This window comes from Chryseosolibacter histidinae, assembly GCF_018598225.1.
Lineage (GTDB): Bacteria > Bacteroidota > Bacteroidia > Cytophagales > Cyclobacteriaceae > Chryseosolibacter > Chryseosolibacter histidini.
Window position 1 is genome coordinate 21,845 of sequence record NZ_JAHESF010000019.1, and the last position, 26,189, is coordinate 48,033.

Annotated in this window: 21 protein-coding genes; 17 read left to right on the plus strand and 4 right to left on the minus strand. The window is 50.2% G+C overall.

Translation table 11 applies throughout. The annotated features are described in order from the left end of the window. Positions 1-22 precede the first annotated feature (22 nt). Complete coding sequence (locus KK083_RS18615) at positions 23-1,603, minus strand: peptide chain release factor 3 (protein WP_254165966.1); 1,581 nt, start codon at positions 1,601-1,603, stop codon at positions 23-25. Between the two features lie 237 nt (positions 1,604-1,840). On the opposite strand from KK083_RS18615, the gene KK083_RS18620 reads away from it, so the two are divergent. The 5 genes from KK083_RS18620 to nhaD all read left to right on the plus strand — a co-directional run bounded on the left by KK083_RS18620 (position 1,841) and on the right by nhaD (position 8,776). Beyond that, positions 1,841-2,812, plus strand: a complete 972-nt coding sequence (locus KK083_RS18620) for an aldo/keto reductase (protein ID WP_254165968.1) — start codon at positions 1,841-1,843, stop codon at positions 2,810-2,812. Between the two features lie 166 nt (positions 2,813-2,978). Continuing rightward, positions 2,979-4,910, plus strand: coding sequence for a molecular chaperone DnaK (gene dnaK / locus KK083_RS18625; protein WP_254165978.1), 1,932 nt, complete (start codon positions 2,979-2,981; stop codon positions 4,908-4,910). Between the two features lie 208 nt (positions 4,911-5,118). Continuing rightward, entirely contained in the window at positions 5,119-5,823 is a 705-nt protein-coding gene (locus KK083_RS18630) for a hypothetical protein (protein ID WP_254165980.1), read from the plus strand. Positions 5,824-5,944: 121 nt separating this feature from the next. Next, entirely contained in the window at positions 5,945-7,267 is a 1,323-nt protein-coding gene (locus KK083_RS18635) for an aspartate kinase (RefSeq protein WP_254165982.1), read from the plus strand. A 141-nt stretch (positions 7,268-7,408) separates the two neighbouring features. Further along, on the plus strand, positions 7,409-8,776 hold the full coding sequence (gene nhaD, locus KK083_RS18640) for a sodium:proton antiporter NhaD (RefSeq protein WP_254165991.1): 1,368 nt from the start codon (positions 7,409-7,411) through the stop codon (positions 8,774-8,776). 110 nt (positions 8,777-8,886) lie between these two features. Here nhaD and KK083_RS18645 read toward each other — a convergent pair whose 3' ends face one another. After that, positions 8,887-10,113, minus strand: coding sequence for a Glu/Leu/Phe/Val dehydrogenase dimerization domain-containing protein (locus tag KK083_RS18645; RefSeq protein WP_254165993.1), 1,227 nt, complete (start codon positions 10,111-10,113; stop codon positions 8,887-8,889). A 140-nt stretch (positions 10,114-10,253) separates the two neighbouring features. Then, the gene (locus tag KK083_RS18650) at positions 10,254-11,327 is read right to left on the minus strand and encodes an anhydro-N-acetylmuramic acid kinase (RefSeq protein WP_254165997.1); all 1,074 of its coding nucleotides are present in this window, start codon (positions 11,325-11,327) and stop codon (positions 10,254-10,256) included. 66 nt (positions 11,328-11,393) lie between these two features. Here KK083_RS18650 and KK083_RS18655 point away from each other — a divergent pair, with 66 nt between their 5' ends. The 12 genes from KK083_RS18655 to KK083_RS18710 all read left to right on the plus strand — a co-directional run bounded on the left by KK083_RS18655 (position 11,394) and on the right by KK083_RS18710 (position 23,576). Beyond that, a complete protein-coding gene (locus KK083_RS18655) occupies positions 11,394-12,113 on the plus strand; it encodes a type III pantothenate kinase (protein WP_254165999.1) in 720 nt (239 codons plus the stop codon). Then, positions 12,100-13,374 (plus strand): BamG family beta-barrel-assembly machinery protein, encoded by a 1,275-nt coding sequence (bamG, locus tag KK083_RS18660; RefSeq protein ID WP_254166001.1) that lies wholly within the window; start codon positions 12,100-12,102, stop codon positions 13,372-13,374. Before KK083_RS18655 ends, bamG begins: the two co-directional genes overlap by 14 nt. After that, on the plus strand, positions 13,367-13,933 hold the full coding sequence (gene lptC, locus KK083_RS18665; protein ID WP_254166003.1) for an LPS export ABC transporter periplasmic protein LptC: 567 nt from the start codon (positions 13,367-13,369) through the stop codon (positions 13,931-13,933). Before bamG ends, lptC begins: the two co-directional genes overlap by 8 nt. 120 nt (positions 13,934-14,053) lie before the next feature. Next, on the plus strand, positions 14,054-14,212 hold the full coding sequence (locus tag KK083_RS18670; protein WP_254166005.1) for a hypothetical protein: 159 nt from the start codon (positions 14,054-14,056) through the stop codon (positions 14,210-14,212). Between the two features lie 2 nt (positions 14,213-14,214). Next, positions 14,215-15,498, plus strand: a complete 1,284-nt coding sequence (locus KK083_RS18675; protein ID WP_254166007.1) for a hemolysin family protein — start codon at positions 14,215-14,217, stop codon at positions 15,496-15,498. A gap of 180 nt (positions 15,499-15,678) precedes the next feature. Then, positions 15,679-17,808, plus strand: coding sequence for a peptidylprolyl isomerase (locus tag KK083_RS18680; RefSeq protein WP_254166009.1), 2,130 nt, complete (start codon positions 15,679-15,681; stop codon positions 17,806-17,808). Positions 17,809-17,862: 54 nt separating this feature from the next. Continuing rightward, positions 17,863-18,126: a DUF493 family protein gene (locus KK083_RS18685; RefSeq protein WP_254166011.1), complete on the plus strand. Its 264-nt coding sequence runs from the start codon at positions 17,863-17,865 to the stop codon at positions 18,124-18,126. Positions 18,127-18,196: 70 nt separating this feature from the next. Next, positions 18,197-18,430: a 4a-hydroxytetrahydrobiopterin dehydratase gene (locus KK083_RS18690; protein WP_254166013.1), complete on the plus strand. Its 234-nt coding sequence runs from the start codon at positions 18,197-18,199 to the stop codon at positions 18,428-18,430. Then, positions 18,430-19,122 (plus strand): 16S rRNA (cytidine(1402)-2'-O)-methyltransferase, encoded by a 693-nt coding sequence (rsmI, locus tag KK083_RS18695; RefSeq protein WP_254166015.1) that lies wholly within the window; start codon positions 18,430-18,432, stop codon positions 19,120-19,122. Before KK083_RS18690 ends, rsmI begins: the two co-directional genes overlap by 1 nt. 90 nt (positions 19,123-19,212) lie before the next feature. Beyond that, the gene (locus tag KK083_RS18700) at positions 19,213-20,016 is read left to right on the plus strand and encodes an inositol monophosphatase family protein (protein WP_254166017.1); all 804 of its coding nucleotides are present in this window, start codon (positions 19,213-19,215) and stop codon (positions 20,014-20,016) included. An 80-nt stretch (positions 20,017-20,096) separates the two neighbouring features. Next, a complete protein-coding gene (locus tag KK083_RS18705) occupies positions 20,097-22,955 on the plus strand; it encodes a M16 family metallopeptidase (RefSeq protein WP_254166019.1) in 2,859 nt (952 codons plus the stop codon). 36 nt (positions 22,956-22,991) lie between these two features. Then, positions 22,992-23,576 (plus strand): hypothetical protein, encoded by a 585-nt coding sequence (locus tag KK083_RS18710; RefSeq protein WP_254166021.1) that lies wholly within the window; start codon positions 22,992-22,994, stop codon positions 23,574-23,576. A gap of 77 nt (positions 23,577-23,653) precedes the next feature. On the opposite strand, the gene KK083_RS18715 is transcribed toward KK083_RS18710, so the two are convergent. Beyond that, positions 23,654-26,065, minus strand: coding sequence for an ABC transporter permease (locus tag KK083_RS18715; protein WP_254166023.1), 2,412 nt, complete (start codon positions 26,063-26,065; stop codon positions 23,654-23,656). Between the last annotated feature and the right edge of the window lie 124 nt (positions 26,066-26,189).

Consider the following 26,189-nt stretch of genomic DNA (forward strand, 5'->3'; position numbering starts at 1 on the left):
ACCTGCACCTTAACGGCGTAGGTTATTTGAACTCTGACGTGAAGTGGAATTCGATGTCGGGAAAATTATCCTGAACCATCTGCAGCCATGCGCGTGACTCTGCCATAAACACCAGCTTGTCGTCTTTATCGCGCGCGATGTGGCGCTGCTTCGAATCAATGAACTCTGCCAGCTTCTTCGGATCTTTTGAAGAGATCCAGCATGCTTTATAGATATTCTGCGGCTGGAACTGAACCGTGGCGCCGTATTCGTTCTTGAGGCGGAACTGGATCACCTCAAACTGGAGCGCACCCACCACACCCACAACTTTTCTTTTGCCGAGCTCATAGGTGAACAGCTGTGCCACACCTTCTTCCATCAGCTGAAGCAGACCTTTTTCGAGCTGCTTGGTTTTCATGGCGTCGAGATTGACCACTTCTTTGAAGATCTCCGGTGAGAAGCTGGGGATGCCGGTATACAGGATCTTCTCTCCTTCCGTGAGGGTATCGCCGATCTTCAGGTTTCCGGTGTCGTAGATACCCACAATATCACCAGGCCAGGCTTCGTCAACGGTCTCCCTGTCTTGCGCCATAAACGCTGTGGCGTTGGAGAACCTCACGCTTTTTTCGTGGCGTACATGGAAGTAGTTGCTGCCGCGTTCAAACTTTCCTGAACAGATCCTGAGAAAGGCAATGCGGTTACGGTGTTTCGGATCCATGTTGGCGTGGATCTTGAACACGAAGCCGGTGAACTTGTTCTCTTCAGGAGTTACGATCCGCAGGGTGGTTTCGCGCGGAATGGGCGGCGGCGCAACATTGATGAACGTATCCAGCAATTCTTTCACACCGAAGTTATTCACGGCGCTTCCGAAAAATACAGGCGCAACCTTGCCGGCCAGGTAATCCTTTACATCAAAATCAGGATACACACCTTCGATCAACTCTACATCTGCACGAAGTTGTTTGGCGTTGTTCTCGCCCACGTAATCGTCGAGCAGGCTGTCGTTGATATCTTTTATCTCGATGCCTTCCTCCACGGTGATCTTGCTGGGTGTGAAAAGGTGAAGGCTTTTCTCATAGAGACTGTAAACGCCCTTGAAGGTTTTACCCATGCTGATGGGCCAGCTCAGGGGACGCACCTTGATGTTCAGCTTTTCTTCGATCTCGTCGAGCAGGTCAAAGGGATCCCTTCCTTCACGGTCGAGCTTGTTGATGAAACAGATCACAGGTGTGTTGCGCATGCGGCAGACCTCCATCAGCTTTTCGGTCTGGATCTCCACACCCTTCACACAATCGATCACCATGATCACACTGTCTACTGCTGTGAGCGTACGGTAAGTGTCTTCGGCAAAATCCTGGTGACCGGGTGTATCGAGCAGGTTGATCTTCACATCGCGGTAATTGAAACCCATCACGGAAGTAGCCACGGAGATACCCCGTTGCTTTTCAATCTCCATCCAGTCTGACCGTGCGTGATCCTTGATCTTGCTCGACTTCACCGCGCCTGCTTTCTGAATCGCGCCGCCGAAGAGCAGAAGCTTTTCCGTGAGCGTGGTTTTTCCGGCATCGGGGTGACTGATGATCCCGAAAGTTCTGCGCTTCGCTATTTCCTGTTCCAAACTCATATGATTGTATGTCGGCTCTTGCGTTCTCAGTTTTGTTTTAGTCCACGGTCGACAGTCCACTGCTGTGACCAGTAACGATCACCTGATGTGTTGCACCTTATGGTTGTGGACTTTCCTCATTGCCTACTGCTTATTGTCAATTGCCTATTGTTTGCGGTCGCAAAAGTAGTAAAATGTATAGCTTTGGCTGCATTTTAGACGACGAATGCTAAATTGTATTTTTTAACACGAACAGAAATGCAATACAGAAGATTCGGACGAACAAACTGGAATGTAAGCGAAATGGGCTATGGCATGTGGGGCCTGGCGGGCTGGACAGGCTCGGACGCAGGCGAGGTGATGCAGGCCCTGGAACGATCGGTAGCGTTGGGCTGCAATTTTTTTGACACAGCCTGGGGCTACGGCGCCGGAAAAAGCGAGCAGATCCTCGGTGAACTCGTGAAGCGGCACTCCGGCAAACGTCTGTATTGCGCCACCAAGATCCCACCGAAGAATTTCAAATGGCCCAGCAGACCTACCTATACCCTCGAAGAGTGTTTTCCTGCCAGCCATATCGTAGAATACACAGAAAAAAGCCTGAAAAACCTGAACACCGACTGCATTGACCTGCAACAGTTCCATGTGTGGGAAGATGGCTGGGCAAACCATGATGAGTGGAAGAAAGCGATCGAGAAACTGAAGAAAGAAGGCAAGATCCGGTTCATCGGCATCAGCGTGAACCGCTGGGAACCTGACAACGTGCTCAATACACTGCAAACCGGACTCATCGACGCCGTGCAGGTGATCTATAACATCTTCGACCAGGCTCCGGAAGACAATCTGTTTCCCCTCTGCCGCAAGCTCGACATCGGTGTTATTGCCCGTGTTCCGTTCGATGAAGGAACCCTGACCGGCACGCTGACCAAGGATACCGTTTTTCCTAAAGACGACTGGCGCTCGACGTATTTTGTGCCCGAGAACCTGAATGCAAGCGTAGACCACGCCAATGCGCTCAGGCCCCTCATCCCCCAGGGAATGACCATGCCCGAAATGGCGCTTCGGTTCATCCTCGGCAACAAGGATGTTCATACCATCATCCCCGGCATGCGCAAAGTGAGGAACGTAGAGGCCAACATTGCCGCCAGCGATGGTAAAACCCTGGAGCGTTCGTTAATGGAGAAGCTGAAAGGCCACCGTTGGGACAGAACACCTACATCATGGTCTCAATAAATGCCCGGTCCCACCATTTGCATATCGGCGCATTGATCATTGATCCTTAAAAAAGTCCTGTCATTATGTCATTTTTAGCTCAAAAACGGGCGCTGGCATAACCATTGATAGTTGCAGGTATATAATTTTTAAAGAAACTGTTGAACTATTAATCATTATCAATAACATGGGCAAAATCATTGGAATTGACCTAGGTACTACCAACTCGTGCGTTGCGGTTATGGAGGGCAATGAGCCTGTCGTAATCCCTAACAGCGAGGGCCGTAGAACCACTCCTTCAGTCGTTGCATTTCTGGATGATGGGAAAGGAGAACGTAAAGTTGGCGATCCTGCCAAGCGCCAGGCTATCACAAATCCGAAGAATACCGTTTCCTCCATCAAACGTTTCATGGGCAAAAAATATGACGACGTTACCGGGGAAATGAAAATGGTCTCCTACCAGGTGGAGCGTGGCAGCAATGACACCGTACGCGTCAGGATAGGTGACCGTCATTATACGCCGCAGGAGATCTCTGCCATGATCCTTCAGAAAATGAAGTCTACCGCAGAAGATTACCTGGGCACAACCGTATCAGAAGCCGTGATCACTGTTCCGGCCTACTTCAACGATGCCGAACGTCAGGCTACCAAAGAAGCAGGACAGATCGCTGGTCTGGATGTAAAACGGATCATCAACGAGCCCACGGCCGCAGCGCTTGCTTACGGCATGGACAAGAAACACAAAGACATGAAGATCGCTGTGTACGACCTCGGTGGTGGTACCTTCGATATCTCCATTCTCGAGCTCGGCGACGGCGTGTTTGAAGTGAAATCAACCAACGGTGACGTTCACCTCGGTGGTGACGACTTCGATCAGCGCATCATCAACTGGCTGGCTGACGAATTCAAAAAAGACGAGAACGTAGATCTCCGCAAAGATCCGATGGCATTGCAGCGTTTGAAAGAAGCTGCTGAAAAAGCCAAGATCGAGCTGTCGAGCTCACAGGAAACGGAGGTCAATCTTCCTTATATCACTTCTATCGACGGTGTACCGAAGCACCTCGTGAAGAAACTGAGCCGCGCGAAGTTCGAGCAGCTCGTTGACGACCTCGTGCGCAGAACGCTGGAGCCTTGCCGCAAAGCCGTGCAGGATGCCGGTGTCAACGTTTCTGAGATCGACGAAGTGATCCTCGTGGGAGGTTCCACACGGATCCCCCGCATTCAGGATGAAGTAGAGAAATTCTTCGGCAAGAAACCTTCGAAAGGTGTGAACCCCGACGAGGTAGTGGCCATCGGTGCTGCTATCCAGGGTGGTGTGCTCACCGGTGAAGTGAAAGATGTGCTGCTGCTGGACGTTACACCGCTTTCGCTCGGTATCGAGACATTGGGTGGTGTGTTCACCAAGCTTATCGAATCGAACACTACTATTCCGAGCAAAAAATCGGAAGTGTTCTCTACCGCTGCAGACCATCAGCCTTCCGTAGAGATCCACGTGCTGCAGGGTGAAAGACCTATGGCGAAAGATAACCGTACGATCGGACGTTTCCACCTCGATGGAATTCCGCCGGCACCGCGCGGCATCCCGCAGATCGAAGTAACCTTCGACATCGACGCCAACGGTATCCTTCACGTATCGGCCAAAGACAAAGGCACCGGCAAGGAGCAGAAGATCAGGATCGAAGCTTCTTCAGGACTGACCGATGCCGAGATCCAGAAGATGAAGCAGGAAGCTCAGGCCAACGCCGAAGCCGACAAAAAAGCGAAAGAGCACATCGAGAAGATCAACCAGGCCGATTCGCTCATATTCCAGACTGAAAAACAAATGAAGGAGTATGGAGAAAAGCTCTCTGACGGCAATAAAACTGCTATCAACAGCGCCCTTGAAAAACTGAGGAACGCTCACAAGAACCAGGACATTGCTGCCATCGACATGGCCATGAATGAGCTTAACAATGCCTGGCAGGCTGCCGCAACAGAGATCTACCAGGCTGGCGCCGGCCAACCCGGAGCACAACCGAACGGAAATGCGGGAGCCAACCCTAATGCCTCAGCATCGGGCGGCACCAACAACGACGTATCGGATGTTGAATACGAAGAAGTGAATGACAACAAGAAGTAACATTCATTGACCCATAATGGAAGACCGCTGTTCACGCAGCGGTCTTTTTTATTTTTATATCCCCGACGCTTGTTCATCACAGGCATTTTTGAAAGGGCAAAAAAATACAAGCTTGCGGCAGGAGAAAGCTGTAACGTAGCTGATATGCAACACCCCTAACCTTTGAAAAAAGGTTAAAAATGGTATCTTTATAATAACTTTTCAGGGCATGAAAAGGTCAGCTTTATATGGCGCCGGCATCCTCACCTTCCTGTTAGCCATCACCTGTGGCTACGGTCAGGAGTCACGTTTGTATCGGCTGCACCTCGACCAGGATGTGCGCACCACAGACTGGCGCGACAGCATCTATCGTTTTTCCGAATTCACTCCTGGCAGGCTCACGTTTGTTGCGGGCAAATCGCAGGAGCGCAAATTCAATTACAATTTGTTCACAGGCAAAATGGATTTCATCGATGACCATGGAGACACCCTTACGCTCAACTACGCGCGCGAGCTCAGGCTGGTGACCATCGGCAGTCGTGTTTTTTATTTCGATCCGGCAGAAGGGTACATCGAGGTTATTTTGCAGATGCCGCTCTCGCTGGGTGTGAGAAAGGTATTTTTTGCTGCCATCAAAGAAACGGTTGCCGATGACGGCTACGGCGTTGCTTCTCATACCACTTCTTCAACAAGATCGTTCCGCGGCGCGGTAACCGCTGGCGTGATCAACGTAGACAACCTGTATAAAAAAGAAGCCTACTATTTTTTCATCGATCAGAAAAGCAATCTCTACCAGGCCAACAAGCTCTCGTTGCTGAGGCTATTCGATGATCACCGGAAAGAGATCAAAGCCTACCTGAAAAAGAATAACGTCGACTTCAAAAACGAACAGCATCTGACGGCGTTGGTGCGTTTCTGCAACCGCTTCTACTAGTTGCACCGCTTGCAACTGAACACTTGTTCGCTGAAATATTTTTGTCACCTGCAAGTGGAAATTCATTTTTTATTCTGGCGGGTTAATTAAATTTGCCCGCTTTTAAAAAATTCAAAATTTTATGCTGGTACTAAAATTCGGAGGAACGTCGGTCGGCAAGCCCGAACGCATGAAAAAGATCGCTAACCTTGTGATGGCATCTCCGGGTAAAAAGATCGTGGTACTGTCGGCTTTGTCGGGCACTACCAACACACTGGTTTCTATCGGTGACCATCTTACTGCCGGGCAGGCTGCCAAGGCGGAAGAAGAGATCTCAGCACTTGAAAAGCATTACCTCACTTTCATCAAAGAACTTTACGAAAGCGAAGCATTCCAGGCCATCGGTCAGGAGATCGTAAGCCGCTATTTTATTCTCATCAGGCTTCTCGCTGCCGGACAGTTCGACACCAAGAGCTACCGCGAGCTGTTGGCGCAAGGTGAATTGATCTCCACAGAACTTTTCTACCAGCACCTGCAGGAACGCAAGATCAGCTCACGGCTTCTGCCTGCCCTTCACTTCATGTCTATCGACGAGAATGAAGAGCCGGAGCTGCAGAAGATCTCGGCGCGACTGAAACCCCTGGTGAACTCACTCACCAACGTTGAGATCATTATCACGCAAGGATATATCTGCCGCAACCATCGCAATGAGATCGACAACCTGAAACGCGGTGGAAGCGACTATACAGCATCATTGATCGGCGCTGCCATTCAGGCAGAAGAAGTTCAGATCTGGACCGACATCGACGGCATGCATAACAACGATCCGCGCATCGTGAAGAAGACCGTGCCCATCTCTGAGCTCACGTTCGACGAAGCTTCAGAGCTTGCCTATTTCGGCGCCAAGATCCTACACCCGTCAACCATTGTGCCTGCGCAGAAATTCAACGTTCCTGTGCGACTGAAGAACACCATGGATGAAAAAGCCCCTGGCACCATCATCACCGGCAAAGGCACCGAAGGAAGCTTCAAGGCCATTGCGGCAAAAGACGGCATCACCGCTATCAAGATCAAGTCGTCGCGTATGCTGATGGCTTACGGATTTTTACGCCGTGTATTCGAGGTGTTCGAAAATCACAAAACACCGATCGACATGATCACCACTTCGGAGATCGCCGTGTCGCTTACCATTGACAACAACAGTCACCTGGCATCCATCGAGAATGAGCTGAAGAAATTCGGCTCGATCGAAGTGGACAATGATCAAACGATCATCTGTATTGTCGGTAACCGCATCATGGATCAGAAAGGCGTGCTCACCAAAGTATTCCAGTCGCTTACAGAGATCCCTGTGCGGATGGTATCGTGCGGCGGAAGCGCCAATAACGTATCCGTGCTGATCGACAAACAATACAAGGAAAAAGCGCTGAATGTTCTGAACGAAGGACTCTTCGGACTCAAATAGAAGCAAGGAGCAAGGAGTAAGTAGTAAGAATGGCCCGACTCAACATCGGAGCCCTTGCTCTGGATTTAAAATCCATGGAAGTATGTCTTTCCTCCTTACTACTTGCTTCTTACTCCTGACTCCTTTTCCTATCTTTCCATTATGGAAGGAGTTATTATCGCGGTATTTCTGCTGGGTTATATTCTGATAGCCTTCGAGCATCCCCTGAAGGTTAACAAGACCGCTACAGCCATCATTACAGGTGTGTTGTGCTGGACTTTGTTCATGTTCTCCACGCCAACGGACACCCTGCAGCAAAGCGCGCATTACAGCCTTTTTAAAACCGGGTTGAAGACCGAAATGGGGGAATCAGGGTTCGCAGCCCTTGACGCTTCACACCTGTTCCAGGAATTTGTTACGCACGAGCTCGGCAGGCATCTTGCCTCCATTGCTGAGATCCTTTTCTTCCTGCTGGGCGCGATGACCATCGTTGAGCTGATCGATGCACACCAGGGCTTCAGGTTCATCACTGAAAAGATCAGGACAAGAGATCCGCGGAAGCTGTTGTGGGTGATCTGCTGGGTAACGTTCTTCCTGTCGGCCATTCTCGATAACCTCACCACCACCATTGTGATGGTCTCGCTGATCCGGAAGCTCATTCCTGAAAAGCAGCTGCGCATGTTGTTCATCGGCATGATCGTGATTGCAGCCAATGCAGGAGGCGCATGGACCCCTATGGGCGACGTGACCACCACCATGCTTTGGATCGGAGGCCAGATCTCCACCCTGGCCGTGATGAAGAATCTTTTCATTCCCAGCGTGGTGTGTATGATCGTGCCGCTCACTTATCTGAGCTTTACGTTAAAGGGTGAGCTCGCAGGCAGAGACGACCATCCCATCAAAAATCAGGATGACATGATCCGCGGCGGAATGCTGATGCTGGTACTTGGCATTGGAGTGCTCATGGGCGTTCCGGCATTCAAGATCCTCACCCACCTGCCTCCCTATATCGGGATGCTATTGGGGCTGGGTATTATCTGGGTGGTGTCTGAGCTGATCCATCCCGAGATGGACGATGTCGTCAAAAAAAATTATACGGCCGCGGGAGCATTATCGCGTGTGGATGTTCCCAGCATTCTTTTTTTCCTCGGCATCCTGCTCGCCGTCAGTGCCCTTGAATCGATGCTCACGTTACAACGGTTCGCCTCCTGGCTGGATACCACCATCGGCAATCAAGGCATGATCATCACGCTGATCGGTGTGTTCTCGGCCATCGTGGACAATGTACCGCTGGTAGCTGCGAGCATGGGCATGTACAGCCTCGACACTTACCCGACCGATCATTTCATCTGGGAATACCTCGCCTATTGTGCCGGCACCGGTGGAAGCATGCTCATCATCGGCTCCGCCGCCGGCGTTGCTGCCATGGGCATGGAAAAAATAGATTTCATCTGGTACCTCAAAAAAATAAGCCTGCTCGCGCTAATGGGATACCTCGCGGGCGCAGGTGTTTATTTGATCACACACTGAGCATGTGAATGCGAGCTGTGCTGCGAAAAGTACGAGGTACGAGGTACGATTTACGAAGTACGATTATGGCGCTCACACTGCACTGCCGTGGACTGTGAACTATTCCCTCCTCACACCAACTGCTTCAATGCGATCTCGAAAGAAGACTGGGCGATGCCTGTTTTCTTTTGGTTGAGGGCGTGGGTTTTTACGAGGGCACTGCGGATGGTTTGGGAGATGTCGTTGAAGATCGAGGCGTCGTCCATCTTCACTTCATTCTCCATAAAGTACGCGAAGACCCGGGCCATGCCGCAGTTGGCGATGAAGTCTGGGATCACGGAGAATTTCTGATCGGCATACAATCCCGTAGGGCCAAAAAATATTTCGGGATCTGCAAACGGAACGTTCGCGCCACAAGAGAATACCTCAACGTTCGAGGCTATCATACGGTCTACCTGCTCTTTGGTGATGAGGCGTGATGCGGCTGCGGGAATAAAAATTTCAAAGTCAAGGTCCCAGATCTTTTTATTGGCGGTATCGAACGGCAGCAGCTCGTCTGACACCAGCTTGTTACCATTCCTGTTCACCACCAGCGACCTTACCTCTTCCTGTGAGTAACCTTTCTGATTGATCACACCACCCTCGTGGCTTACAACACCTACCAGCTTAACGCCAAGCTGCGACAGATAAAATCCGGCAGCAGCCCCTACGTTACCCCAACCCTGTACCACGGCGCGTTTTCCTTCGAGCGCGCCACCCCACAGCTCGTAATAATGTTTTACAGCCTGGGCCACGCCATACCCGGTGCACATATCGGCAATGGTATATTTCTTTTTCAGCGACGGAGAGAACTGCTCATCCTCGATCACTTTTACAACGCCCTGCCTGAGCTGTCCGATGCGGTTCACCTTCTGTGCTTCGGTGGGCTTATAATGTCCCGTGAAAACGCCTTCCTGCGGATGCCAGATGCCAACGTCTTCGGTGATGGGGATCACTTCATGAATTTCATCAACGTTCAGATCGCCACCGGTACCGTAATAATATTTCAGCAAGGGCATCACGGCAGCATACCAGCGCTGCAGCACACCTGACTTGCGCGGATCGGCCGGGTTAAAGTTGATGCCCGACTTGGCCCCTCCTATCGGCGGACCGGATACCGTGAACTTTACTTCCATGGTCTTCGCCAGCGACTCAACCTCACGTTTGTCCAGTCCCAGGCGCATGCGTGTTCCCCCACCGGCAGCGCCACCCCTGAGCGAATTGATCACCACCCATCCTTCGGCTTCGGTCTCCGTATCTTTCCACTCAAATACAACTTCGGGTCGCTTGGTCTCGAATTTTTGCAGCAGCTCTTTCATGTTGTTGAACAGGTGTTAAATTTTTTATGCGCGCAAATATATAGAACCCATCTCAAAGATACCTTTTGGAAATTTCCGGCGTCTTTGCCCATTCTGCTTCGTCGGCTTTTTTGCTCAGACTACCTCCCAAGGATCTGTTCTTAAAACCCCGTCATCACACCGCTGCTGCTGTCGCGACTGGCATGGGTAACACTTTTCAGGCAGTTTATGTCACCTTCGGCCCGAAGCACGCCGAGAAATGCAAACACCAGCGCCTCCTTGAACTTGATCACGTTCTCTTCCGGCACAATGAGGGCTGCATCGTCGCCGGCATAGTGAAGCATACGCGCGATGAGAAATGCATTGAATGCGCCTCCGCCAGTACAAAGAACACTGGCATTCTTCCTGGAGGGCAACGCCTGAATGATCTCAAAGGCGATAGATTCAGTGAAGGTGGCGAGTCGGTCGTTCAGGTCAATGTCTTCATTATCGAGCAATGGCTTGATCTGCTTTTCAAACATCTCCCTTCCCAGTGAAGGTCTCTTCTCACGAAGGGAAGCGTAGATCTTCTTCAGGCGGTTAAGCAGGGCTGAGTCAACCTCGCCGCTCGCAGCCATGTCGCCATCGGTATCAATTTCCTTTCCTGCCTTAGTGGCGAGGTAGTTCAGTCCCATGTTGCAAAAGCAGATATCGAACGCATGCCTTGCGCCCTTGACATCCATGGAAAGATTGGCAATGCCGCCGAGGTTGAGGCACACATCATATTCTTCGAATAAAAATTTATCGCCTGCAGGAACCAGGGGCGCTCCTTCGCCACCCAGCGCTACATCGAGGCTTCTGAAATCAGATATCACAGGCAGGCCTGTGACAGCGTGTATGGTATTTCCGTTGCCCAGCTGATAGGTGAAGCCCCGGGCAGGCTGATGGAAGATGGTGTGACCGTGCGAGGAGATGAAGTCGACGTTCAGCTTGTTCAGCGAAATAAATTTCGAACAGACATTCCCCAGGTATTTGCCGTACTCCGCATCGAGCGCCATTAGCGCCTCGCCTGAAAGAAGGTGTGCTTGTGACAGCTTGCTGTACCAGGCTGCCGGATACTTGACGGTGATGGCTTTATCGATGGTATAGTCCCACCCCGATGATTTTTTTCTGAAGGTACAACAGGCAACATCGAGGCCGTCGAGGGAAGTGCCTGACATCAGGCCAATGACTTTATACTTGTTTGCCATTTTCATGCGGCATCGGGAATTCGTTTGTTATGTGTTAATCTTTAATTTTGCCGTCACCACAACCCCGGATCCATGAACCTGGTAATCGACTACGGCAACAGCGCTGCGAAGGTAGGTATTTTCGATCATCAAAACCTGATGGAAAAACATACGCTGACTTCGTCGGAAGCGCTTCGGCAATTTTTGGAAAACGCTTCTGCTGACAACATCATCATCAGCTCGGTGAAAGCAGACGCGGCACAGGTAATATCATGGGCCACCCGGGCAAAGAAGAAGTTCATTCTCAACAACACGCTTCCGGTGCCTGTTACCAACCTGTATGCCACACCGGCTACGCTGGGGGTTGACCGTCTTGCCGGTGCCTGCGGAGCACAGCAGATCTTTCCGCTTCAGCATTGCCTGGTGATCGATGCCGGTACCTGTATCAATTATGATTTTCTGGATAAGGAAGGAAAATATTATGGCGGTGCTATTTCACCCGGGTTAAAGATGCGGTTCCAGGCGGTTCATACTTTTACGGCGAAATTGCCGTTAGTTACCCCTAAAGGGCAGGTGCCACTGATCGGCGACAGCACGGAAAGCTGCATTCAGAGCGGGGTGGTAAACGGCATCATTGCAGAAATCGAGGGTATTATCGACCAGTACAGCAAAAAATTTCAGGGTTTACGGGTGATTTTATGCGGGGGGGATGCCTTGTTTTTTGAAAACCAGTTGAAAGCCTCCATATTTGCGAGCCCTGAATTGGTACTCATCGGGCTAAACAGCATTTTGAACTACAATGTCAATCGTTAAAAAGTACGTTTTCCTACTGGCCTGCATCTTTTTTGCGGCACAGGCGTTCGGTCAGGCTGCCCGTTCGCCATTCACCACATTCGGTATCGGAGAACCGTATGGCAACGCGTTGATCAATACCCAGGGCATGGCAGGTGTTGGCGTGAGCCAGCCGCAATACTGGTTTGCCAACAACCAGAACCCCGCGTTGCTTATCTATAACAACCTTACCGTATTTCAGGCAGGCATGCTGGTGGAATCCAGAACCATCAAAGGCGATACCATCAGCGAAAAGAACGTGGGCGGCAATATGAATTACCTCGTTACGGCTTTTCCCATTAAACCTACAAAATGGACCACATCACTGGGCCTGATGCCCTACACTACGGTGAAGTATCAAATGCAGTATGAGGATAGTATTAACAACAGCACCGATAAGGTTGACGTCATCGAAGAAGGAAGCGGCGGCCTCACCCAGCTTTACTGGTCGAACGGCGTTCGTGTATATAAGGATCTGGCGTTAGGACTCAAAGTGTCTTACATCTTCAGCTCCATTATCAACACGTATCAGAACAGGCTGCAAAACTCAGCACAGCCACTGAATTATTTTGCAGGTGTTCAGGAAAGAACCTATGTAAAGGATTTCACTTTTACGGCCGGTGTTTCTTACAGCAAAGACTCGCTCTTCGCGCAGAAAAAATACCGGTTGAGCGTCGGTGCCGTATATAATTTTTCAGCTGACCTCAATACGCGTCAACGCAACATCCTTTACCGCACGCTGACCGGTGTTATCGATGATGACCCGAACCGCGATACCCTTTATACCACAAAAGGAAACATCTATATTCCTCCCGCTGTAACAGCAGGTATCTCCCTGAGCCGCGGTTCCAAGTGGACCATTGGTACGGAGTTCAGCTACCAGGACTGGTCAACTTTCAGAAGCGTAAGCCAGGATGATGAAGGCCTTGGCGAAGCATGGCGTGTGGCGCTGGGTGGCGAGATCACACCAGACGTATTGAGCGAGGGTTTGTTCAAACGAACTACTTACCGGCTAGGGGCCAGCATGGAGCAGTATCCATTTATGGCCAATAACAATACAGTAAAAGATGCTGGCATCAATTTTGGTCTTTCGCTGCCGGCAGGACGGTCGAGTCTTGACCTTGCCTTTAAACTCGGACGCCGTGGAAATAAAGCCGACAACATACTTGAAGAGACCTATTTCAAAGTCTATTTTGGAATCACTTTTAACGATCAGTGGTTTATTAAACGCAAATTTGATTAACGGCCTCACATCAGGTTCATTCCCATCATTCCGTTTTTTCAAAAGCTGGAGCTGGCTGGGCGTTGCATTGATCGCAGCCGCCTGCAATACCACAGAGCTGAAAGAGCCGCTCGAATACACCGGACCCCTGCGCAAAGTTGAGAACGTTGAGCTCTACTACACCGAGAAAGACCGCGTGAAGGTAAAGATGATCGCCGCTGAATTCCACGAGCTTGACGGAGGCGACCGCGATTTCCCGAAGGGGATCTACATGGAATTCTACGATGAGTTCGGCAAAATGGAATCGACACTGCGCGCCAACCAGGCATTCTTTTTCAAGAAGGACAATCTTTGGCGCGGCCGTGGAAAAGTTGAGGTGAAAAACATCGCCAAGAACGAGCAGCTCAATACCGAAGAGTTGTTCTGGAAGCAGACTGAGCAGCGCATCTACACCGATAAATTTGTCACCATCCGTCAGCAGAACGACGTGATCTATGGCGAAGGCCTCGAAGCCAAACAGGATATGTCTGACTACGTCATCAAAAAACCCACCGGCGACTTCGAAGTAGAAGAGCAGTAAGATCTACGATCAAAGATTTACAGTATCTTTGAAGCGGGCTTTGAAAGCCCCTTAATCCCGTTAATCCAGTTAATCATATATAAATCCTGGTCAAATCCTGTCAATCCTGCAAATCCTGTTATGAGGCTTCCCGATGTTATCCTGCTCTCGCTGGCTGTTGTTTTTCTGATCGTCGGCATCGACCAGGTTATCACCATAGGGTTTGGAAATGCCTATTGGGCGATCATGCTGGCGCTGATCTTCTTTTTTGTTTATAATTTACGGAGGCGAAAAAAATAGACATGGATTACGCGCTCCTTTCCGGCATCGTTATCTCGCTGATCTTTTCCGTTTTCTTCTCCGGAATAGAGATCGCTTTTTTATCGGCAGACAAGCTTCAGATCGAGCTGCAAAGCAAACAGGGCAAACTGGCAGGTCAGATCATGGCGTTCTTTACCGAACGCCCCACATGGTTCATCGGCACAACCCTGATCGGCAATATCGCATCGCTTATCCTCTTCGGCATTTTTACCACCGGCGCGCTGGTGCCCTGGCTTAAGCCGTTCTTTCCGTCGTTCATGGGCAGCGTGCTGCTTCCTGTCATCATCTTCTCTTGCCTGCTCACCGTCATGGTGCTGTACTCCGTGGAGCTTCTGTCGAAAGGTTTTTTTGTCATTCACTCCAACAGGATGATCTCGGCGCTCGCCATTCCTTTTGTGATCATCGCAGCAGTATTATTCCCGGTAGTTTACAGTGTTATTTCTCTTGCGCGGTTCTTCAGCGTGTATGTGTTCAGGATGAATTACTCCATGGACAAACCCGTATTCGGCCTTACCGATACCAATCAATACCTGAAGAGCATTCATCGCGTGAAGCCGGCGGAACAAAACATCGAGCTTGACAAAAAGATCTTCACCAATGCGCTCGAGTTCAAATCGGTGCGTGTGCGCGATTGTATGATCCCCCGAACTGAGATCATCTCCGTAGGCCTTGACAAAGGCATCGCAGGATTGCATGAAACCTTCATTGAAAGCGGCCACTCGAAGATCATTGTTTACAAGGATTCTCCTGACGATGTGATCGGGTACTGCCATTCTTCGGCGTTGTTCCGGAAACCGGCGCGCGTGGAAGACATCCTCACGCCCATTGTCACGGTGCCCGAGGCGATGCTGGCTAAAGACCTGATGGTGCGGTTCATCAACGAACGCAAGAGCCTAGCGGTGGTGGTGGATGAATTTGGCGGCACGTCAGGACTGGTGAGCATGGAAGATGTGATCGAAGAGATCTTCGGGGAAATCGAAGACGAGCATGACGAAGACGACCTCATCGAGCAGCGGCTGGACGACAAAACGTGGTTGCTGAGCGCCCGCCTGGAAGTGGAGTATCTGAACGAAGCCCATGGCTGGAACCTGCCTACGGGAGATTATGAGACTTTGGGAGGCCTGATCCTGTCCTACACGGAAGACCTTCCCCGCCAGGGCGATATCATCAAGATCCTGCCCTTTACCTTCATTATCCAGTCCACGTATGAGAACCGGATCAACACGGTGAAGCTCATTGTGGAGAACGAAAAAATTAAAGCCTGAGAATCAAATAGTTAACTGCCGTTCGGGTGGTTTAGTGCTGCCCGCTCACCCGCCTACTTTTTTCCAAGCTCCTATTTTTCTTTAGCGAGAACCCATTAACTTTGCGGGCTTTATCGTTTGTAATGGCAAACGATGTGGCCTTTTACCTAACCGCTGTCACTAAAATTTTATACTAGCAATATGGCATTGATTGGAACTCTGCGTAACAAGATGGGCACCTGGGTGGTGGTTTTTGTGTTTGTTGCGATCGCATGTTTTATCCTGAACGATCTTTTGGGTAACAACTCCGTTCTGTTTAACAACAACAACGTTGGCGAAATAGCCGGCACCACGATCTCGCTTGAGGAATATCAGGCAGCGATTCAGGAACGGGAAGCAAACTACATCCTGAACTTCGGCCGCAAGCCCGGCGACCGTGAAATGACCACCCTTCGCCAGCAGGCCTGGGAGATGCTCATTCTGCGCCATGCCATCCAGAAGCAGTATACCAAAGTTGGTGTTGCCGTGACCTTGGACGAAGTAGAAGACATGATCTGGGGCAAGAACGTGGATGAGAACATTAAATCTACGCCCCTGTTCACCAATCCTCAGACCGGCGCGTTTGAAAAAGCCAGGGTGGTACGTTACCTCAACGAGTTCAACTCACCTCCGCCGGCCGATCCGCAGTCGCAAGCCATGTGGCAGGAGCAGCGCACCCGTTGGGAGATCTTCCAGCGCGACCTGGGTCCCGGACGCGAGCGCATCAAATACGAGAACCTGATCCTGAAATCAAACTACGTTACCACCGCAGAAGCTGAACGCGAATACCACAACCAGACCGATGTTGCTGAAGTGAAGTACCTGTACGTTCCTTATTATGCCGTAAGCGATTCAGTAGCAGAAGTGACCGATGCCGACCTCAAGTCTTATTACGACAAGAACAAAGAGAAATACAAGACCGACGCCACCAGAGACCTGAAGTTCGTAAGCTTCCCGGTAACAGCTTCTTCGGCCGATACCCTCGCCATCGTAGACGAGATGAAACGGATCGCTACTGAGCTGACACAAACACAGGATGACTCGGCTTATGCCGCTTCCAACACCGATGGCCAGGCTCCTTACACCAAATACAATGGCGGTAATCTTCCTGCCTTTATCAAATCGGAAGACCTGAAAGCAGGCAACGTGATCGGTCCTTTCCTCGACGGAACCAGCTACAAGGTTGCTAAAGTATCTAAGGTTACAAAAGATACCGTGTACAGCGCCCGTGCAAGCCACATCCTTATCAAGTGGGATAATGAAACCGACGCCGCGAAAAAAGCAGCCAAGGAAAAGGCGCGCAACATTCTGAAAGACATCAAAGGCGGTGCAAGCTTCGCTGAAAAAGCGCGTGAGTTTGGCACTGACGGAACCGCACAACAAGGCGGCGACCTGGGTTGGTTCACCACCGGCCGCATGGTAAAACCTTTTGAAGACGCTGTATTCGGCGCCACCAAAACAGGTGTGCTGAACGACGTTGTAGAAACCGCTTTCGGATACCACATCATCAGCATTACCAACACCAAGAACAACGACGCGTATTACCTCGCCGTTGTTGAGCGCAGCATCACACCGAGCGACGCCACAACGAATGAAGCTTACCGCAAGGCCGAGAGCTTTGCATCAGATCTTTCAGGAACTGACGAATTTACTGCCAGGGCCAATGAGCAGGGACTGCAGGTGCAGGAAGCCAAAGGTCTGGGCGCTGGTGACAGAAGGGTAACTACCCTGGGCGACGCCCGCCAGATCATCCAGTGGCTGTTCCGTGACGCCTCTGAAGGTAAGGTTTCTGATGTGTTCGACCTGCAGGATGAATACGTAGTAGCGGTGATGACCAACGAAACATCGGAAGGCTATCGCCCGCTCGATCTCGTGAAAGAAGAGATCACGCCCCAGGTACGCAAGGAAGTGAAGAGCAAAGCCATCATCGAAAAATTGAAAGGCGCCACCGGAACACTGGAAGAAATTGCCCAGTCTTACGGTTCAGATGCCAATGTATACACCAGCAGCGACCTGAAATTGTCAGCCAATTCACTGCCTTCTGCCGGATTTGATCCCGCAGCGATCGGTGTGGCCTTCTCGCTTGAGAATGGCAAACGTTCAGCGCCGATTAGCGGCGAAAGCGGTGTGCTGATCATTGAAATGCAGAACAAGACCATCGCGCCTGCTGCAACAGATTACACGGCTTACAAGCAGCCTATTCAACAGAAACTTCAGAACAACAGCTACAACATTGGCGAAGCCATTAAAGAGAATGCCGACATTGTTGACAAGCGTTACAAGTTCTATTAACAATTGAACCCAGCATAAGCCGTCCCGTGCCTGGCGCGGGACGGCTCTTTTTTTATGGATAAAGAGTGGATCAGATCATTCCGTGAGAAGCTCGACCAGCATTACGCCTGGCCCTCTCTTTATATGTTCAAATTCATTGTGCCCACCGGCAAAGAAAGCCAGGTAAAGGAGCTTTTTCCCCTTCACACCACCACCGAAAAGCAATCGCGGCAGGGAAACTACACCAGCATCACCGTACAGATGATGATGCCCTCCAGCGAAGCGGTCATCGGCATCTACGAGCAGGCATCCGTCATAGAAGGTCTCATCGCTTTATAAGCAGAACTGCGGTTTTCCGTGGATTTCTTCCGGAAAAAATTGTAAATCGTATCCTTAACCAGGATCAGCCATGGCTTGGAAAGAAGAAAGCAACCGTTTAAAAAAGACCTTTACGTTCAAGGATTTTTCAGAAGCTTTCGCCTTTATGACGCGTGTGGCCCTCATCGCTGAAAAGATGAACCATCACCCTACCTGGACAAACACCTGGAATACCGTAAGTTTTGAGTTGTCTACCCACGATGCCGGCGATGTGGTGACTGAACGCGACCGCAAGCTGGCAGAGGCCATTGACAAGCTCCGGTAATGGACAAGGAAAGAAGAACTTCATTGTACCTTGTTCCCACTCCTATTGGCAATCTCGCAGACATCACACTCCGGGCACTGGATACGCTCAAATCAGTGGATGTTATTCTGGCGGAAGACACGCGCACTTCCGGCTTTTTACTGAAGCACTACGCCATTTCAAAGCCCCTGCAGAGCTTTCACAATTTCAACGAGCATAAAATACTGGACGGCCTCATTGAACGCATGGAGAAAGGTGAAGTGATGGCATTGGTGAGCGATGCCGGCACGCCAGGTATCTCAGATCCGGGTTTTCTGCTGGCACGGGCGTGCGTGGAAGCCAACCTCACCATCGAATGCCTGCCAGGCCCAACGGCTTTTGTTCCGGCATTGGTGAAGTCGGGTCTTCCCAGCGACAGGTTTGTGTTCGAAGGTTTTCTGCCGCATAAAAAGGGCCGGCAAACCATGCTGCGCAAGCTCGCGGAAGAAGAGCGCACCATGATCTTTTATGAATCGCCCTACAGGCTGGTAAAAACACTCGAGCAATTCATCGAATACTTTGGAGCAGACCGTAAAGGGTCGGTTTCCCGGGAACTCACCAAGATGTTCGAAGAAACCGTCAACGGCACATTATCGGAGATTGTGAACCACTTTAAAATCAAAGAAGTTAAAGGGGAGATAGTTATCGTGATCCACGGAAAAACGGAAGATTAAATGACAACCTCCCCTCGCCATACGCGTAAATCTTTATGGATATCGGCAGGTTGCCTGTTATCTTCACCAGGTATATAAATGCATCAGAACATGGATTTGCAAAAAATTGAAAAAGGCGTCATCGAAAGTTGTAAGCAGGTAAGTGAATTCATGCGCAGAGAAAGCGCTGCATTTGATCTCTCCCGCATCGAACAAAAAGACGGCGGGTTCAACAACCTGGTATCGTACGTCGACAAAGAATCAGAGAAGCTACTGGTTTCCGCGTTGCACAAGCTGCTGCCTTCTGCGGGATTCGTTACAGAAGAAGGCACTGTTGAACAATCGAAGAACCAGGAGTTCAGCTGGATCATCGATCCGCTTGACGGCACCACCAATTTCCTGCACGGCCTGCCCCTGTATGCCATCAGCATCGCGCTGGCGCAAAACAATCAGCCCATCCTTGGTGTAGTTTACAATGTGGTTCCTGATGAATGCTTTCACGCGATCAAAGGTGGAAAGGCGTACCTCAACAACCGTGAGATCCATGTCTCCCGCATCGCCCATTTAAGGGAGAGCCTGCTCGCCACCGGTTTCCCATATTATCACCTGGATAAAAGTGAAGTTTACCTCGACATCATCAAAGAATTCCTTGCCAAATCACATGGCATCCGCCGATTGGGAAGCGCCGCCATCGACCTCGCTTATGTTGCCTGCGGAAGACTGGAAGGTTTCTTTGAATACAATCTCAATGCCTGGGATGTAGCAGCCGGTGCATTTATTGTGCAACAGGCCGGTGGTAAGGTCACCGATTTTAAAGAGGGAAGCAACCATATCTTTGGTGGTGAGCTATGCGCATCCAATACAGCCATTCACAACGAAATGCTCGGGATCATCAAACCACAGTGGGGATATTAATCCTACCACGTTTGGGGTTTTTTAACTGAGCAATACTTTTTGTAGCTTAAGCGTTTTCGTTAACCCCAAACTGAACGTGCATGAAAACGCCCATGAAACATTTCACTGGCCTGCTGCTGGTAGCCTCCCTGGTATTGTCACAGGCTGGCCTTGCCCAGAACCGGCTGGCAGAAAAACTTCCAATCGATCCGCATGTCAAGATCGGAAAACTGTCGAACGGACTGACTTATTATATCCGTAAAAATATAAAGCCGGAAAAGAAAGTTGAGCTTCGCCTCATCGTCAATGCCGGCTCCATTCTTGAAGACGACGATCAGCAAGGCCTCGCGCACTTCACTGAGCACATGGCCTTCAATGGCTCGAAGAATTTTCAGAAAAACGACATTGTCTCTTTCCTGCAGTCTATTGGGGTTGAGTTTGGCGCAGACCTAAATGCCTACACGGGCTTCAATGAAACGGTCTATATTTTACCGATCCCTACGGAGAAAAAAGAAAATGTTGAAAAAGCGTTTCAGATCCTTGAAGACTGGGCCAGCACGGTAGCCTTCGATGGCGCCGAGATCGACAAAGAGCGGGGTGTAGTATTGGAAGAAGAAAGACTTGGCAAAGGTGCTGAAGACCGCATGTTCAGGGTCACCTATCCCAAAATGTTCGAGGGCTCACTATATGCCAACCGCCTGCCTATTGGTAAAGCGGAAGTGATCAAAAGTTTCAAGGCTGATGTGATCAAACGTTTTTATGCAGACTGGTACCGGCCCAACCTCATGGCTGTAGCCGTTGTGGGCGATATGGATCCTGCCGAAGCAGAGCGGCTGGTGAAGAAACACTTTGAAAAATTAAAGAACCCCGCAAAAGAAAAACCGCGTACGCTGGCAGACGTGCCCGCACGCAAAGCATCGGAAGGGCTGGTGGTCACCGATAAAGAAGCCACCAACCATGTTATCGAGATCTACTATGCTTACAAGAAAGCAAAAGAAGAAACCACGCTTGGCGATTACCGCGAGTATCTTGTGCGCAGGCTTTTCACTTCCATGCTGAGCCAGCGCATGCAGGAACTCACACAGAAGGCCAACCCGCCGTTTGTTTTTGGTGCCAGCAGCATCAGCAGCTGGGCCAGAGGTTTTGAAGCCTACAGCTCTTTTGCTTACATCAGCAAAGGCGGACCGGAGCCGGCGGTGCAGGCGCTGGTGCAGGAGAACGAGCGCGCCCGTAAATTCGGTTTCACCCCTGCCGAGCTTGACCGCACCAAAAAAATGCTGATGAAAAGCATCGAGCGCGCTTACAACGAACGCGACAAAACCGAATCGGCCAACCTGGTGAACGAATATGTGCAGCACTTCCTGGAGCAGGAACCTATGCCGGGCATCGAGAACGAGTTCAATTACTACAAAGAATTTTTGGAAGGTATCACGCTGGCCGAAGTGAACCAGTACACCGCCAAAACGATTCCTCCCGTTACTGATAACAAGCTGGTGATCCTGACAGGGCCTGACAAGGCTGATTTCAAGCTGCCTTCCAATGAAGAGCTGCTGACCATGACTGAAAATGCAGCGAAGGCCGATATCAAACCTTATGAGGAAAAAGCGATCGCTTCTTCGCTGATTGAAAAAGCTCCCGTTGCCGGAAAGATCGTGAGCGAAAAAAGCAGCAGCAACGCAAAAGATAACAAGTCGAAAGAGAATAATGCGCTTGGCATCACTGAGCTCACGCTGAGCAATGGTGTAAAAGTGATCCTGAAACCTACTGACTTCAAGAACGATCAGGTGGTGATGGTAGCATCTCGTTTCGGAGGTCAGTACCTGGCCGATCCCAAAGACCGTTTCAGCGCTGAGTTTGCCTCCACCATCGTATCGCAAATGGGTGCCGGTCAGTTCTCGCCCGTCGATATGCGCAAAGTGCTGGCCGGGAAAAATGCCACGGTTACACCCCGCATTGGTGCGATCTCCGAATCGGTGAGCGGCCAATGCAGCGCCACCGATCTTGAAAGCATGCTGCAGCTCACGTACCTGTATTTCACACAGCCGCGTGAAGATGGCGAGCTGTTCAACTCGTTCGTGACCAAGCAGCAGGCATTGTATCAGAACATGGCGTCAGATCCGCAGTTCACTTTCCAGGACTCGCTTTTCAAAATTATGTACAAGGATCATGTATGGGCACCGAAGCTGCCCAAGCCTGAAAATTTTGCAAAGATCGATCAGCAGAAAGCACTGCAGTTCTACAAAGAGCGCTTCGGAAATGCCAACGGATTTACATTTGTTATCGTGGGCAAATTCGATCTCAACACCATCAAACCCTTGCTGGCCACTTACCTCGGCAGCCTTCCGTCGTCAGCAAAAACTTCAACCTTCAAGGATGTGGGCCTGAGACCTGTAAAAGGTCCGTTGAAAAAAGAAGTAAGAAAAGGCAGCGAGCCCAAGAGCTTCATCAGGCTGGTTTGGAACGGAGAAACAACTTATTCTGACGCAGACCAGTTCAAGCTGCAGGCACTGGTGGAGCTGCTCAACATCAAGCTGATCGAAACACTGCGTGAAGAGCTGAGCGGAATGTATGGCGGTGGCATGTCAGGCAGCCTGGGCAAATATCCCTACGGGAACTACACCATCACTGCGTCGCTGCCCTGCGGTCCTGAGAATGTAGACAAGCTCATCGCTGCCACGCTTGCAGAGATCGACAAAGTGAAAACCAACGGTCCACAGGAAGCCGACCTCAACAAAGTGAAAGAAACCTGGAAACAGCAATACCTGGTGAACATCAAAGACAACGCCTTCTGGGCGCGCCAGCTGCTGCAAAGTGTAGAGATGGGTTCTGACCCCGCAGGCATCTTAGCATACGAGAAAAAAGTCGATGCGCTTACGTTAAAAGATCTCAAAGATACCGCGAACAAATACCTGGACACGAAGAACTACGTGCAGGTGGTGTTGAATCCGGAAAACAACTAGATTAGTAAGAGGATAGAAGCGTGAGGAGATTTGATCATGCTGGTAAACGAAACCAATGAATATTATAGACGGTTAACCCTGTTCTCGAAAGTGAACAGGGTTGCCGTTTCTTTTCATAACGCTAATCCAAGTCTCGAAGCAATGACGGCCATCGACCTTGAGAATGACGAGATCATTTCTTTTCTACGTGATCTGCACTCGGCAGACGTGAAGTATCTACTTGTGGGTGGATTTGCAGTTGCTTTCCACGGACTGGTTCGTGCCACGCATGATCTGGATCTCTGGATCAAATCAGAAGAAGAGAACCTTCGCAAGCTGAAAGAAATTTTGATCCGGCATGGCGTTCAGGGATTGACTAATGCCAGGTCGTTCGAGTTGATCCCAGGATTTACTCAGTTTCCGCTTGGAGACTCTGGCTTCCTGATAGACCCGATGAAAAGTTTGAAAGCATTCGGACTCTATGACTTTGATCAGTGCTACGAACGCGCTGCACAGGGAGAATACAAGGGAGTCTCATTTAAGGTGATCAGTAGAGGTGACCTTCTGAAAGAAAAAGAGGCCAACAACCGCGCAAAAGATCAGGGAGATATCGAATACCTCAGATCGATCGATAAAAAATAACAAACCCTTCAGGCGTCTCCTGAAGGGTTTATCGCAGAAAAGTATAAGAGAAGTTTTGGTCCCGATAGCTATCGGGATTATTCGTAACGAAGCGAGTTCACGGGATTGACAACGGCGGCCTTGAATGACTTGTAACCTACCGTGAGCACTGCGATGAACAGCGTAATGCCCAATCCCACGAAGAATACGCCTGCGCCTATGGTGATCTTATAGGCAAATCCGTTCAGCCATTCGTTCATGACAAACCATGCCAGTGGCGCTGCGACCACAAACCCGATCACGATCAGTTTTACATACTCGGCAGAGAAGCGAAGAATGATACCTTCAACCGAAGCGCCAAGCACCTTGCGCACACCGATCTCTTTTGTTTTCTGATTGGCCATGAATGTGGCGAGACCAAACAGACCGAGGCATCCGATAAAGATGGCCATGGACGTGAACACGCTCAGGAGAATAGACATCCTCTGCTCGCCTTCGTAAAACTCGCGGATCTGCTCATCGAGGAAGCTGTAATCAAAAATATATTCAGGGTAAGCGGCTTCCCATTTGGGCTTTACCTGGCCGATCACTTCCTGCACTTGCGCAGGATTTACCTTTAGCGACAGGGTTTGATATCCGCGGATCCTGTTCATGAGCACCACAGGGCCGATAGGGTCGCGCAATGAAACCGTGTGGAAATTCTTCACAACACCTACCACAGGCAGCGTTCTGCCCCAGAATCGAATACGCTTTCCGATAATATCTTTCGGATCATCGAAGCCCGCCACTTTTACCAGCTGCTCGTTCACAATGAAGTTGTGCGCCGTGTCGTAGTCACCTATGCCCGTTCCGGCTACGAGCTCAAGGCCATAGAGATCAAGGTAGTTTCCGTCGATCTGTTTGATAGCGGTATCCTTGCGTTTATCTTCTCCCTCACCTTCGAGCCTAAAGCTTGTGCCATTCACAGACCCTGATGACGGTGGCGTGCTGCTCAAGCTGGCCGTTTCAACACCCGCAAGCTTCGAAATTTCTTCGCGCAGCGTACGCATCTTGCTCACACCATCGCCAGCGGCCGGGTTCTCGGTTTCAGGTATGGGTATCGTGATCACGGCATCCTGTCGGAAGCCCAGCGACTTCTTCTGGAAATAATTCATTTGCGTGATCAGCACAATGGTGCCGATAATGAAGAACTGCGATATCACGAACTGAAGCACCACAAGACCTCGCCGCAGGTTGTAACCGGAAGTAGAACGGCTGCTGATCTTGTTCTTCAGCGCCAGCACGGGTTTGAATCCTGAAATAACAAACGAAGGATACAACCCCGAGAGTAACGATACCACGGCGGTCACTGAAATAATAAATGCCCACAGGAGTCTATCTGATGAGAAGTCAAGCGCCAGGTTCAGCTCCAGGAATGAATTGAGGAAGCCTAACAGAAGTTGTGTGATGCCGAGGGAAACGAGCATGGCCACAACAGTAACCAAAGTGGTCTCACCCAGGAACTGGCGTACCAGCTGGCCGCGCGAGCTGCCCAATGTTTTGCGGATGCCGACCTCTTTTGAACGTTTGATCGCTTCGGCGGTAGCCAGGTTGATAAAGTTGATACACGCTGTTACGATGAGAAATGCTGCGATCACACCCAACGTTATCAGCATTTCTTTGGGAGCTGTGTTGTAAGTATAAGTAGAGTAACGATCGTCAGAATGCAGCGTCGCCAATGGCTGGAACGTAAAGGTCTGATGAGCGTAATTTTCTTTGCCTATGTATTTTTCAACAAAAGCAGGCATGCGTTTTTCCAGGGTGGCAATGCTTTCGCCTTCTTTCAGCAGAAAGTAGCATTGCTCATCGCTCCAGATACTGCCCCATCCGTTTTCATCTCTCGCTTTTTTAATGGTGATGTACGAGAGCATCAGGTCGAAAGGAAAGTCTGTGTTGTCAGGGTAATCCGCCATCACAGCGGTGATCTTGTATTCCATGGTATCGAACTTCACCACTTCGCCAACAGCGTCTTCCTTACCGAAATATTTCAGCGCAAGGCGTTTGGAAATGATGGCTTCGTTCGGATCGTCAAGACCTTTCTCGGCACTGCCTATGATGATGGGCCTGTCGAAAATCTTGAAGAAGTTAGGCTGCGCGAAAACAACGCCGCGCTCCTCGTTATATTTTTTAGATTCCCCATTGGCCTGCGGCAGGGTGATCATGGAGTTTGCGCGGTACGATGTGAGCGTAACTTCTTCCGCTTCGGGAAAATCGCCCTGGAAAGCGTCTGGCAGTACTGTTGGAACACCCGGTGTATGAAATTTTCCGTCGTTGCCATCCGATTCTGTAGTGACCCTGTAAATCCTGTCGCGTTTTGTATGGTAATTATCGAAGCTCGAAAGGTGCTTCACCAATAAAAACAAAATGAGACTGCAGGTGATCCCCAGCGTAAGACCCGATATGTTGAGTAAAGTGCTGCCTTTTTCGCGGGAAAGCTTTCGCCAGGCGGTGATCAGATAATTCTTAAGCATAAGCGTTCGATTCAAATGGACTGCCACAGCCTGTCAATTGCAGTGCCATTTTAGGCCATCTTGCATTCTGAGCTAAAAACAGGGGTTTTGAAACGACCGCTTTGTAAAAAATGTTCAGAAATGA